Below are 12,786 nucleotides of genomic sequence, written 5' to 3'. Positions count from 1 at the left end.
TAAAGCCCAATAATGAACACATCATACTTTATTTGTTAATTTAGTTAGTCTTAGCTTTTGAGAAATTACGTTATTTTATTGATAGGCAAAGGAGTAACGAGCTAAGCTAGTGAATTATTGTATGATGTGTTCTTTATTGTTATGAGCAACATAAAACTACAGCTTCGCAGTGTTTTCGATCTAACCCAGGAATATCTGCAGGACTTTGTTCAGTTATTGTCACAAACCGAGTATCGCCAAGCGAGTTATTTTCAATTGCCTTTGCCCACACCTGAGCAAGAACGAAACCCTCTGGCGGCAATCCAAGTGCAGAGCTATCAAGGCGATGCGGCACTAGGCCACATAAAAAATAGCTTTTTAGATTTTCACAAAGACGGAGAACTCAGCGGTAAATTAGCTAAACGTCATCCGGGAATTATCTTATTGCCCCGTGCGTCTTTCACTGACCTTGAACCCTATCTTTCAAAAATCAATGAACTAAAAACGGAGTTTAAACAAAAGGTGCTGACGTTAGATAATAATGACGCCCGTTTCGACGCTGTTCATAGTGCGGTGCCCGGACTAATGACCCTGGCATTTTACCGACATATCCACTTTGAATCCCAGGCCCCCTACTCGGTGCGCTTTACTTGGATGCAAAAACATTCAACCAAGTCATTAACTCGTAAGTTAGCACTCACTATGTTAGAGCGTAGCAGTGCGTATTCCAATCCACGTATGATTGATCAGCAGCAATGGCAACAACTGGTTGAGCAGGAAAAACGCAAGGTTTCGAGTTTAGGCGAAAATGAAAAACTACGTATTCGCCGGCCGATAAGAGTCACGCCTGAAGTGAATGTGCGATTTGCCGATAATCGCCGTTACCATGTAAGTGGCGCCATGCCTTTTATTGTATTTGATGACAATCCGGACATAAAACTTGGCGAACTTAAAAATTATGAACCCAAAGAAGATCCTCGTAAGCGTGAGTACGAATACCTGGTCGAGCGCTTGTATCTAGCGAGAGGTGAGTAAGTACTTACATCAATCACGCTAATTGGTTATGTTAAAAAGCCCACATCTGTGGGCTTTGTTATAAAAGAGGTGGCACTAAGGTCGGCTATTACTTTTCGACTATTTCTTCGAGCCTTTCTTCATCGATGATCTCAGCATTCTCAACGATACGTTTGCCACCTTGGATTTCGATACGCTTGTTTTGCTTATTCAAGGTAAGAATTTCTTCGCAAAACTCATCCGAAGGATGCATTTCGTAAACATAATCAATGATTTTCCCGCTTGCCTCATCCTTTACATTGGAAATGCTGTAATCGGAGATGGCCCCCTTATCGATCAGGTCTTTCATAGTGGTGGTCATATCACGGCGCAAAGCTTTTAACTTGTTGTCGGTTATTTTGTCATCGGCATAAATGCTGCCGTACTTTTCCATGATAGACAGCAAGCGGAAATGATACGTCTTGCCCGGTGCCGCGTAGCGCCATAAATGATACAAACGTAACATCATCCAGCGTGATAGACCTCGTTTGAGTTCTTGCGCCCGGTTAAAGTAGTAACCTTTATATTCAAGGTTATCGATCATGTTATGAACGAAGGCATTAAGACAGGCTACACATTTAACATTACCGCCCTGCCCTTTCTTACCACTGAAGTGCAGTGACGATAAGAAGTTCATATTCGACTCATAAAATGAATCGTCGATATTGGAGTTCTTAGTATCGGTGGCCGTATATTTAAATGACAACTTGGACCCTTGCAAAGCTTCCAAGGATTCTTTAATTTGTGGATACGGCATCGACTGACCCACAGCCTTAAGCTCCTGGGCTAATTCATTCATCGAAAAAATAACCGCGTACTGAATACCCGATTTAAAGTTGATTTTGACAATTTTGCCTTTTGACGCCAACCGAATTAAGGCGCGCTCAACTTTTTCTTCCCTATCCGACGGCCATACTAAACATTCAACTTCTTCACCATCTTGACGGGTACTAACTACCGCTGGGGTGATTTTAATTTCACCATCATAGAGTATGCCATCCACTTTTTCCGAAATGCGTCGGGTAATAATGGTTTTCTTTGGGGCATCTTCCAAAGGCAGCTTTTTATGTCCGGAACGAACAAAACGCCCCCAAAGATCATAATGATTGAAGGTATTAGAGTAGGCTCTTAATCCATGCACAGAACTTTCGATCGAAATGCGCACATCTTTATTGTCGGTGAACAACGCCAGATTTTCATTATCCGTTGCACTTTCAACGCCATTGATCTGGCCTCGCAAAGAGTCCGGTAAGTTTTCTACCGAGATATTAACCTTGCGGTTCATTGTTATTTTCCATTGCTATCGATGCCAAAGGTAATATCAACACATAATACGAAAAAAGTTAATCATCTATGTTAGTAAAAAACTGATCCGAGTTCGAGTTTCATGTTTGGGATCACATTTTTACTAACCTCAGGCTATTTAACGCACAACCTAGCCGGTTTTTGGATCAGATTTTTATTAACTCATCATTTCCAGATCAGATTTTTACCAAGTCTAATGCCGTTGACCGGCCATTTTGACTCTTAACATCCGAAACCAGCCTGTTTTTTGAGCATTATATTGCTCTTAGGCCGCAACACTGTGTATAACCGGCTCAGTGCTTGGTAGAGATCTGATCTATAGCAGGTAAAGATCAGATCTTTATCTACATATCAGTACCTTAGTTATCCCTTTATGTGCATAACTAGGCCAAAATAGTTAGTAAAAAGATGATCTTCAAGGCTACTTTTGTGGGTAACTCCTTGGGCAAGCTGTGCATAACTTGAAAGTGAGATTTTTACTTCTTAAAATACTGATCCGTGACTTGGTAGGAATCAGATCTATACCAAGTAGAATGCTGATCTAAAAATATCTCATATCTTTATATAAAACAGTTAGTTAAGTTAACTTTCTTCCGTTCTAACCTTTATATACCTATATATTTAAACGAATCTAATCTAGTTATTACCTTATAGTAAGTTTGCAATCAAATTGTCTTTCTTGTTTTTCATGCAATGTCGCCTAAAATATATGTTTACAGCTAAAGTGGTGGACATTATACTCATGGCTTAAACTTAGGGATGCAAGTATGACAATAAAACAAAGTGCGCTAAAAACCTACCAGTTACTCAAGGCTACGGCCGATGTCGCTGAAAAGTCACTCGAAGGACGTATCCAGCATTATCGAGCTCACCTTAAATCTGAAGAAAAAGAGTTAAGAACCTATACCCAAAAGGCAGCCGCCGATCTACTAGGATGTAACAACCGTACCCTAAAGCGACGTCATGACCAGGGTGATTTCGATCACATAGAGATTCGTCGTGGTGCCAATGGCCATTACGCTTATACCTTGGCGAACATCTACAGCATGGCTGACGTCATGGGTATCAATCCCGATCATCGTTTAGCCGATGATAAGCTACAGGTTATTGTTATCAATTCCCTCAAGGGGGGCTGTGGTAAAACCACCAGTATGGTTAACATCGCCGCTGCACTTGCAACCACTAATATCAAACGTTATCGCATTGGTATTATTGATTTAGATCCCCAAGGATCATCATCCAGCTTTTTCCCACCCAGTGAGCCCGATCCCATTACCGTTGGCGACTTGATGCGTGACTGTATCGAACTCGACGAAGGTGAAACCTGGGAAGGAATTGTTAGCGATGCATTTTTAAAAACCCATATCCCTAACATCCGTATTTTGCCATCGGGTATGGACGACTTTTACTTCGAGCATGAAACGGCCACCGCACTGCGTGAAAGCGGAGACTATGACCAAACCCGTCATTACCATAAGTTGTTGGAAAAGGTAATTGAACCGGTTCAAGACCAGTTTGATGTTATTCTTATCGACACAGCACCTTCTCTTAACTTTATGTTTTATAACGCATTAATGGCTTCAACCGCTATGCTTATTCCGGTGCATCCAGAAGCCGTGGACTTTGATGCAAACAATAAATACCTGAAGCGTCTTGGTGAGATTTATCACACAGTTGCCGCCCTTGGCCACGATGGCTGGGACTTTATGCAATTCCTGGTGACTAACTATGTTAAGGGTAACCATTCTCAGCGTGACATAGTGAAGGACGTACGCTCGGCGTTTGGTCGTCAGGTGATGAGCTATCCCATTAACCATAGCAGTGCGATCACTGCTAGCTCGTCATCCTTTAACACCATTTTTGATCAAAAAACATCAGACAGTTTGGCTAGCCGCGAATCCTTGGTTAAGGCCCAGGAAAACATTAAAGATGTGGTTGATGAATTAGAAATGCTTATTCGCTCCAACTGGGCATCAACACAATCACAACTAAAGGCAGCACAATAAGGCATTATCATGGCAAAGAAACGTAAGAACGATACCCGTATTGACCCTTTTGCAACCGCGGTAGAAAGTAGCAGCCTAGATCAGTTGTTAGCACAAGCTCAGGCCGGTGATGTGATCAGCATGCCGGCTCCTAGCGATCCTAATCGCACCATACGCCTCACCTGTCAGGTGATTGCGCATCAGGATATCGAGCAACGCACCAAGGTTTATGGTAAGAACCGTCGTGTGCAGGCGTTGTTGACGGAAAAGTCGGTGGCCGACATTCTTCCTGCTATTCGTGATGATGGCCGTAACCAACACCCGGCACTGGCCTGGGAGCACAATGGCGAGCTCTTAGTATTAGCCGGCTCCCGTCGTCGTAAGGCTTGTATTTTGGCCCCGGCGGATTATTTGGTTTTAAGCTCCAGTGATTTTAACGATGAAGACGCGAAGATCCTTGCGGTGTCGTCGGATCAGTATATTGCTCCGAGTTTATGGGAGCTGGGTCAAGCCTATGCGTCGACGCGTGAAGAGTTACAGCAACAGGGCAAAAAGGGTTCGTACCGTGAAATCGCTCAGTTAGAAGGGGTCTCGCACACCGCCATTGCCGATGCCATTAAGGCCTTTGAGTGCCTTCCTAAGGACGTATTAGCGCTCTACCCTACCGCCAACCATGTTGGCCGTGAAGTGGCTAAGAAGCTGATTCAGGCGCAAGATAAAGACGTTGCTGCATTTAACGAGCGTGTTGCCGATTGTGGCGCCCAATTTGCGCAAACCAGTTTTGATAGCGACGATAAGGCTGCCTTAGCGGTGACGAAATTTTTGTGTGAGGCACCGCAAGGGGCTAAACGCAATGAGGATATAAAACTCGCCAATGACTTTGTGCGGGTGCAAAAGCACAGTAAAAGTGGCGACTTAACGATCAAAATTGATAATAAGATAATGACCGAGAAGCGCTTTATGCAACTGGCCAAGGTGCTGGAAAGTTTCAATTAAGCTGTTTTGCCTTGTCGTTTTTAAGCCCGGGTTATGACCCGGGCTTTTTTATGTCGCCAGAACCCGGGCTGCGGGGCTTTTTCGCTTTGCGCAAAAACGATATACTGGCCTATTTCAGTAGTTGGGTTGGACCATGGCCGCATCGTTTACTAAAGAGGATTTGCTTGCCGTCTTTGCCGAAATTGAGGCAGAGCAGGCGCCATTGCCATTGTCTGAGCAGGCTCTCAAGCAGCTGTTTAGCAAAGGGGTGTATAGCCGTGCCCAACAAATGCTGCGCGATGAACAAGTGCTATGGGTGAAAAGCAACGAGGACTACAGCCGTATTGAGGCGCAGGTGCTCGACGACGACGGCACCACCTATGATCAGCATATCCAGCTTCATTTCGGTACCCAGACCGAGGTAGAAGCTCATTGTAGTTGCCAGGCCAAGGTGCGCTGTAAGCATGTGGCCTGTGCCCTGCTACAACTTAAACTCCAAAGCCAGGGGGAGTTTGCCCATCAGTATCAAATTGATGACTGGTTTTCCGTATTGGCTCAGCACGATAGCGAGCCTACGCAAAGTCAGCAACAGGTGTTGTTGTTCGAACTGCATCCGTATCAGGGGGAGTTGCAACTGCATGCCAAAATGGCCCCCAACACCGAGGCGGGGCTGCAATCCCAGGGCCGAGCCTTAAGTGAACAGCAAAGCCATACTCAGGTTACCCCCAAAGGACTCGATGAAGACGACTTCCGTTTGTTCAGCTGGATACGGTCGCAAAATCTTCCTGGACAGGCCCAGCTTTATGGCCATTGGGGCGCCCGTGCCTTAGTGCAGTTGCTAGGCCGCGCTCGTCTATTCTTTGAGAAACAGCGCCAGCCATTGACTCTGGGCAAACCCCAGCCGTTGCAATACCGTTGGCAAAGTCATGAGGGCAAAGCGCGACTGGTCGCCAATATCCCTGACTTTAATGCCGACCGGGTGTTTAATACCGCCCCGCCCTACTACCTTGATAGTGCCAACAATCAGCTGGTCGCCCTGCATACCCATTTGTCTGGTACACAGATCAAACAATTAGCCCGCTTCCCACAAGTGAACGAGCAGGACATCGCTGCCTTGTCTCAGCGTCTTGATAGTGAGCTCGCCCTGTCTTTAAGCGAAGGCGAAAAAAAAAAGCCTAAGCTAGGCTTTTCGCTGCGCTTTATACGCACCACTCCACCCTATTTAATCGCCGTTGACGGCCAAGCTCCGACCAGCGCCAGCCTGGCCAATTTAGGTCTAGAACCCTGTAAAGGACCTTTACAGCAACAATATCAAGTGGTCATTCCCGATCTCCTGCGCGAGCAGCAATGGTTGTTTGAACTTGAGCAGCAGGTACAGCATTTGGGGGGCGAGGTGATAGGGTTGCCAACGGCGCGCCTAAAATGCACTCATACGCTCACCCCAAACTTGGTTATCGACAAGTTACAGGGGCACCGTTTCTTGGTGCGCTTCGAGTTGCACCATGGCAACAAGGTGTCTATTTTAAGCGCCGAGCAACTGGCGAATAACGCCAACTACAGTGCCCATTATTGCTATCTAGAATGCGACGGTCAGCTGTGTGTGATAGATGCCAGCGTCGCCAACGAAATGCATCGATATCTGCAGCGTTTTGCCAGTGGTAAAGACAGGAATACGTGCTCCATCCCTCGCAGCTTATATGCCCAGCTAACCGGCCTGCCCTATTGGCAACTGCGGGTTGCCAAATCCCTGGAACTGCTATTGCAAAAGCCGACCCTGAGCTCTTTGCAACCGGCGAAACTCGCACCCGATGTACAGTTGCGAGAGTATCAGCAGGCCGGCGTAAACTGGCTGCAATTACTGTCTTTGCAGGGTCTGGGTGGCGTACTCGCGGACGATATGGGGTTGGGCAAAACCCTGCAGGTGATTGCTTATCTCAGCACCCTAAAGCCACGAGCCGGCCATCCTCATCTGATCATTTGCCCCACCAGTTTGATAGGCAACTGGTGTAATGAGATACAGCGCTTTTGTCCACAATTGTCGGTGCAGGTCGTCGCTGGTAATAACCGCACCGCCATGTTGCAGCAGTTGGCCAGCTATGAGGTGATCATCACCACCTACACTCTGTTTAAAAGGGACTTTGCCTTTTATCATGGGGTTGAGTATCACACCCTGGTATTGGACGAGGCTCAGGCCATTAAGAACGCGCAGTCTCAGCTTAGCCAAAAGGTGAAGCAACTAAGGGGGCAGTTCCGTCTGGCGCTAAGCGGCACTCCCTTTGAAAACAATCTGCTCGAACTTAAGTCGGTGTTCGATTTTGCCATGCCAGGTCTGCTTGGTTCCGATAGCCAGTTTAAGGCCAACTTTTTAGAGCTTGAGCAAGCCGGAAAAAGCGCCCTTAAAGAAGCGGTTCGTCCCTATTTGCTGCGCCGTGCCAAGGCCGATGTACTCAGTGAGCTGCCGAGCAAAACCGAGTTAGTTAAACAGCTTGAGATGCTTGAGGAGCAAGCTCATGTGTACCAGGGCTATCACAGTGCTTTGCATCAAAAACTCAGTCACCTGGTCTCGACCCAGGGAATTGGCAAAAGCAAGCTGCAGTTCTTGGACGCCCTGTTAAAGCTAAGGCAAATTTGCTGCCACCCTCGCCTCGTTGACCCAGCTTATGAGGGCGACAGCGCTAAGTTGCAATGGTTGCAAACCCATTTACCCGTGATGTTGGCTCAGCAGCACCATGTGATTATATTCAGTCAGTTTACCTCCATGCTCAGCCTGATAGGGGAGCAGCTTCAACGTATGGGTATAGACTATGCGCTGCTGACCGGCCAAACTCGAGATCGTCAGCGCCAGGTTGATGACTTCCAGCAAGGGCGTAAGCAGGTATTTTTGATCAGCCTTAAGGCCGGTGGCAGCGGCTTAAACCTGACTCAGGCGGATACGGTTATCCACTTCGATCCCTGGTGGAATCCGGCGGTGGAGCATCAGGCCACCGACCGCGCCTATCGTATGGGGCAAGATCGTTCGGTGTTTGTTTATAAGCTGATCGTTGCCGACTCCGTTGAACAGCAGGTACAGGCCTTGGCGGAGAAGAAGCGTCACCTGGTGGATGAGTTCCTCAATGGCAGTTTATTATCGGATAAAAAAATAGATGATAATCAGTTGCTTGAAATGCTGAATTTAGAAAAAGAAGAAAAAGTTTAAATTTTCCTGAACTTTCTCGGCAGCCGGGACTCTACTATTATGCTTGTGATGCAAGCACCCTATGTTGATTTCCCTGATTATTATGATTCTAAGGCCAGCTTGATTCGCTGGCTTTTTTTTGCCTGAAATTTGCCGCCAGGGACGGCGGTAGTAGACAATGCAGGAGCATCAGGTCGAACATCCGCGCCACTATAATTGATTACTTTCCTGATACAATTGGTATTATCATTTATTCATAACAATAACTATTGCGAGATCAGTATGTTCGCCTTGTTTTCTCAAAGCCCGCCGGCGCTGTTAAGTGCACTTGCGGTGCTTGCCTTATCTACGCTTACCCTCGTCATCCTGTTGTTACGCAGTCAAGGCCGTGTACGCGCTGCCCAAGCAAATAATAATGAGCTGCAGCAGAAGGTGCAAAGTGCCGAGGTGCGCAGCACTGAGCTGGCGCTGCAGGTGGTAAACGAGCGCGAAAAGGTCGATCAATTGCAGCAAAAAGTGACCTTATTGCATGGCCGCTACGAATCCCTTAAGGCGACCCTGGAACAAAAGGAAACGCATTTTCAGCAGCAGCTCTCGCTGTTGCAGGACTCCAAGGAAAGCCTGAAAAAGGAATTTGCCCTGCTCGCCAATCAGGTTTTTGAAGATAAGTCGCAACAGTTTAAACACCTTAACCAGGAAAATATGGAGCAGCTGCTGAAGCCGGTGCAAGGGGAACTCAAAGGCTTTCGCGATAAGATGGAGCACATTCATGCCCAGGAATTGCAGCAACGCGCCGCGCTGAAAACCGAGTTGCAACATCTGCAAAAACTGAATCAATCGATCACCGAACAGGCACAGCAGCTCTCTACGGCACTACAAGGGCAAAAGAAGACTCAGGGTAACTGGGGCGAACTAATGTTGGAGAACGTGCTCGACAGTGCGGGGCTGCGCCTTAATCAGGACTATCGCCGTGAGGTCAGCTTTGACTCTCCGGTTGGCCGTTTGCGCCCCGATGTGGTGGTGTACCTGCCGCAACAGCGTCATATTGTTATTGATGCGAAAACCTCGCTCAATGCCTACACCCGTTATGTTAACGCGCAAACCGAACTCGAAGCCCAGCAGGCCTTGGGTGAGCATGTGCAGGCGGTGAACGATCGTATCAATGAGTTGGCTGGCAAGGACTACCACCGCCTTGAGCAATTGAATTCGCCCGAGGTGGTGATCATGTTTATGCCCATCGAAAGCGCGTTTGTCGAAGCCCTTAAGTTTCAGCCCGATCTGTATCAGCGCGCCATTGAAAAGAATATTTTGGTGGCCACGCCCACTACCTTGCTGACCAGTCTGAATATAGTGAAGCAGTTATGGCGCTTTGAAGATCAATCCAAACACACACAGGAGTTGGCTAAACGAGCGGAGCGTTTCTACAACAAGCTCAACGCCTTTTTGGTGTCCATGGAAGGGGTCGGCAAGCAGCTTGATAAAGCGCGGGAAACGTATGATAAGGCGTTTTCACAGCTTTACAGCGGCAAGGGCAATTTAATTAAACAAGCCAATGAGTTTAAAGAGCTGGGTGTGGCGGTGCAAAAGGAGCTACCCGAGTCCTTGCGTGATAAAGCCGAGCTCGAGCTAAAACACTGCGACTAATTTTTACCCGCCCTAGCCGTTTTGGTCAGGGCGGCGTAACTGCATGCTGCCAAGGAGCAGGAAGGCTCCGGAGACAAGATACAAAAACCTTACGTCGCCGAGATAGCCGGCGGCGGCAAAGGCCAGGGCGCTGCCAATAAATAAGCATCCCGAGATTTTCACCATCCTCTTTCCTTGAAAATGTACTTTTATTGGGTAAATATCTGATTATCAATAAAAAGAGAGAAACGTAAACCCCCTTTACGTTTCATAAAACTGTCATTTTTCTGTTTTATTCTTAGCCCAAAATTGAACATGGGCTTAACACATGACATCAGCACATCAACAGAACTTCATTGCACAGCTAAAGCAGTTGCAAAATTTGGCGCAAAGTAAATTTGGCATTGATATCGCTACGGAAAAATTTATCAATGATGATAATTACCGTGATCTCGTACTTAACGAACTGGGTTTGCTTGGCGACAGCGAACTTAATGCCGTTATTAGCGCACTTAAACAACCCGCCGCTGCAGCCACCCAGGCCGAGCCAAAGACGGACGGTAAGAAGCCACTGGCTCTCATCTTTACTTCGATCACAGCGGCCATAGCGCTTGGCGTGGCCAGTTACACCATGTTTGCGGGCAAGCCCGAGGTGGTGGTGACACAGGCGCCGGTGCAAAGCACCGAGCAAGCACCGGTACAAACACAAAACACCACGACGGTAAGCGCAGCCCCTGCTGCCCAAGTGCCGGCTGAGGTGCAGGCGCAACTGGCATTTCGTATTCATGGTTCTAATACCATAGGCGAAAAGCTGGCTCCGGCGCTAATCGAAGGTTATCTAACAGAGCAAGGTGCGAGCGACTTCGAGTGGCAGCAAGGCGATGTGGCGGTAGAGCGCGAGCTTCACTACCGTTTGGCCGATAAACCTTACTATATCGAATTGCATGCGCACGGCTCAAGCACCGGCTTTGCCGATGTGAAGGCGGCCGAGGCCGATGTAGCCATGGCTTCGCGTAAGGTAAAAGACAAAGAAGTGGCCAGCCTTAAAGAACAATATGGTGACTTCAGTCAGGTGGGTAATGAGCACATTATCGGCCTGGATGGTCTGGCGGTGATCGTGAACCAAAACAACCCCATCAGCCATTTAACCACGCAGCAGTTAGCGGATATTTTTTCCGGCAAAATCAGCAACTGGCGTGAGCTAGGCGGTGCATCTGCGGCGATTAACCTGTATGCACGTGATGCTAAATCTGGCACCTGGGATACCTTTAAAAACCTGGTATTGAAAAAGCACAGCGCTAAATTAAGCAATAATGCCCAGCGCTTTGAATCAAGCTCTGAACTATCGCAATTGGTGTCGCAAGACGAGCACAGTATCGGTTTTATCGGCCTTAACTACATAGTGCACAATAAAGCGGTGGCTATCTCTGAGGGTGAGCAAACTGCGCCTATCTACCCTACCCGCTTTACCATAGGTACCGAGGACTATGCGTTATCACGTCGTTTGTATCTGTATACACCGACCACGGCCAATATGTTCGTTAAGAACTTTGCTCATTACGCTATTTCTTACCCTGGTCAGGAAATCGTTGCCGACACGGGTCTCATTTCACAGAATATCCATGTTGAGCAGGTACAGGCACCACTAACGGCTCCTGCGCTGTACAAGCAATATGCCAGCCAAGGCCAGCGTCTGTCTCTGACGTTCCGTTTCGAGTTCGGCAGCGGCCAGCTTGATAACAAGGGTAAGCGCGACTTACAGCGTCTGTTGGGCTTCCTGGAAGAGCATCCGCAAAAGCGCGTAGTACTAATGGGCTTCTCGGATAATTCCGGCGACGACGCGAAAAACAAAACCTTATCTACCCAACGTGCTCGCTCGGTAGCCACCGAACTGAATGCGCGTGGTATTCAGGTATTCGATACCCAGGGCTTTGGTGAAGCCTTGCCAGTTGCCAATAACAGTTCTGTACAAGGTCGTGAACGCAACCGCCGTGTAGAAGTGTGGGTTTTGTAATAAAAGTTTAACAGTCGTCTGCTAGACTGGCGACTCACAACAGGAGGGCTTATGTTTGCAATACTAACGGATCATCATAATCTTAGTCGTGCCTTTGCGCGCTTAAGCATGCTGGAAGCTATTCGCGTCAAGCGTAATGTGGATCAGGTTTTTACCGACCTCAACATGCCCTCCGCCGCACTGATTGAAAAAATGCGTGAAGAAGGCTTGCTGGGCGCACTCTCTGCGCCACTGTCGAAGCCGGATCACCTTACTTCACAGTCGATTCTGCAAAATCATTTAAGTCAGCTATTTCTTGATTACTCTAAGCTTAAGCAGGCGCTTGAGCAGTTGAGCCTGGCCGAGAAAATTAGCTGTAAAGAAACCTTGGATATTGCTGTGATGGCGCTCAACCTGCCCTCAGACTCTCTGGCCGATATGATGGCTCAGGAAGGTGTGTCGGTAGACCATATCGCCCCGCAGGATCCACAGCAACAACAGCTTGATTCCGTACGCGCTCGTTTAAACCAAGCGGCACAAAAAACCGCGGCGCAAGAAGCTCAGAGCGTACGTGAGCGCCTTAATGCGCTTGCTCAGGGCGACGATAGCCCAAAGTCTGAGGACTCCGACGATAACTCAGTGGTGCCCCTGCGTCGCCATCAAGCCTAAGTTACCACTTGCACTGAACCAAAAGGTCG

9 protein-coding genes are annotated in these 12,786 nt (G+C 47.7%); 7 read left to right on the top strand and 2 right to left on the bottom strand.

The genetic code is table 11. The features are described from left to right. The first annotated feature begins 141 nt into the window (after positions 1-141). A complete protein-coding gene (locus KD147_RS07410) occupies positions 142-1,014 on the top strand; it encodes a DNA replication terminus site-binding protein (RefSeq protein ID WP_105254693.1) in 873 nt (290 codons plus the stop codon). 88 nt (positions 1,015-1,102) lie between these two features. Here the strand turns inward: KD147_RS07410 and KD147_RS07405 are convergent, their stop codons facing one another. Continuing rightward, entirely contained in the window at positions 1,103-2,317 is a 1,215-nt protein-coding gene (locus tag KD147_RS07405; RefSeq protein ID WP_105188883.1) for a replication protein A, read from the bottom strand. A 787-nt stretch (positions 2,318-3,104) separates the two neighbouring features. Between KD147_RS07405 and KD147_RS07400 the strand changes: the two genes are divergently transcribed. The 4 genes from KD147_RS07400 to KD147_RS07385 all read left to right on the top strand — a co-directional run bounded on the left by KD147_RS07400 (position 3,105) and on the right by KD147_RS07385 (position 10,116). Continuing rightward, positions 3,105-4,343 carry an AAA family ATPase gene (locus KD147_RS07400; protein WP_105254295.1) on the top strand — a complete coding sequence of 413 codons (1,239 nt, stop codon included), beginning with the start codon at positions 3,105-3,107 and terminating at the stop codon, positions 4,341-4,343. A gap of 9 nt (positions 4,344-4,352) precedes the next feature. Then, the gene (locus KD147_RS07395) at positions 4,353-5,318 is read left to right on the top strand and encodes a ParB N-terminal domain-containing protein (RefSeq protein ID WP_212547383.1); all 966 of its coding nucleotides are present in this window, start codon (positions 4,353-4,355) and stop codon (positions 5,316-5,318) included. Between the two features lie 133 nt (positions 5,319-5,451). Then, positions 5,452-8,493, top strand: a complete 3,042-nt coding sequence (locus KD147_RS07390) for a DEAD/DEAH box helicase (RefSeq protein WP_212547382.1) — start codon at positions 5,452-5,454, stop codon at positions 8,491-8,493. Between the two features lie 261 nt (positions 8,494-8,754). Beyond that, a complete protein-coding gene (locus KD147_RS07385) occupies positions 8,755-10,116 on the top strand; it encodes a DNA recombination protein RmuC (RefSeq protein WP_105254298.1) in 1,362 nt (453 codons plus the stop codon). A gap of 12 nt (positions 10,117-10,128) precedes the next feature. Here KD147_RS07385 and KD147_RS07380 read toward each other — a convergent pair whose 3' ends face one another. Then, positions 10,129-10,281, bottom strand: a complete 153-nt coding sequence (locus tag KD147_RS07380) for a hypothetical protein (RefSeq protein ID WP_212547381.1) — start codon at positions 10,279-10,281, stop codon at positions 10,129-10,131. A 142-nt stretch (positions 10,282-10,423) separates the two neighbouring features. Between KD147_RS07380 and KD147_RS07375 the strand changes: the two genes are divergently transcribed. After that, entirely contained in the window at positions 10,424-12,109 is a 1,686-nt protein-coding gene (locus KD147_RS07375) for a phosphate ABC transporter substrate-binding/OmpA family protein (RefSeq protein WP_212547380.1), read from the top strand. 51 nt (positions 12,110-12,160) lie between these two features. Then, positions 12,161-12,757, top strand: coding sequence for a hypothetical protein (locus KD147_RS07370; RefSeq protein ID WP_105254300.1), 597 nt, complete (start codon positions 12,161-12,163; stop codon positions 12,755-12,757). Positions 12,758-12,786 lie beyond the last annotated feature (29 nt).

This window comes from Pseudoalteromonas sp. BDTF-M6 (assembly GCF_018334135.1).
Lineage (GTDB): Bacteria > Pseudomonadota > Gammaproteobacteria > Enterobacterales > Alteromonadaceae > Pseudoalteromonas.
This window is presented reverse-complemented; position numbering and strand designations above follow the sequence as displayed.

Bases quoted from the DNA above. Each gene is read 5' to 3' on its own strand.
- KD147_RS07410 (WP_105254693.1), top strand. From the start codon at position 142: ATGAGCAACATAAAACTACAGCTTCGCAGTGTTTTCGATCTAACCCAG.
- KD147_RS07405 (WP_105188883.1), bottom strand. From the start codon at position 2,317: ATGAACCGCAAGGTTAATATCTCGGTAGAAAACTTACCGGACTCTTTG.
- KD147_RS07400 (WP_105254295.1), top strand. From the start codon at position 3,105: ATGACAATAAAACAAAGTGCGCTAAAAACCTACCAGTTACTCAAGGCT.
- KD147_RS07395 (WP_212547383.1), top strand. From the start codon at position 4,353: ATGGCAAAGAAACGTAAGAACGATACCCGTATTGACCCTTTTGCAACC.
- KD147_RS07390 (WP_212547382.1), top strand. From the start codon at position 5,452: ATGGCCGCATCGTTTACTAAAGAGGATTTGCTTGCCGTCTTTGCCGAA.
- KD147_RS07385 (WP_105254298.1), top strand. From the start codon at position 8,755: ATGTTCGCCTTGTTTTCTCAAAGCCCGCCGGCGCTGTTAAGTGCACTT.
- KD147_RS07380 (WP_212547381.1), bottom strand. From the start codon at position 10,281: ATGGTGAAAATCTCGGGATGCTTATTTATTGGCAGCGCCCTGGCCTTT.
- KD147_RS07375 (WP_212547380.1), top strand. From the start codon at position 10,424: ATGACATCAGCACATCAACAGAACTTCATTGCACAGCTAAAGCAGTTG.
- KD147_RS07370 (WP_105254300.1), top strand. From the start codon at position 12,161: ATGTTTGCAATACTAACGGATCATCATAATCTTAGTCGTGCCTTTGCG.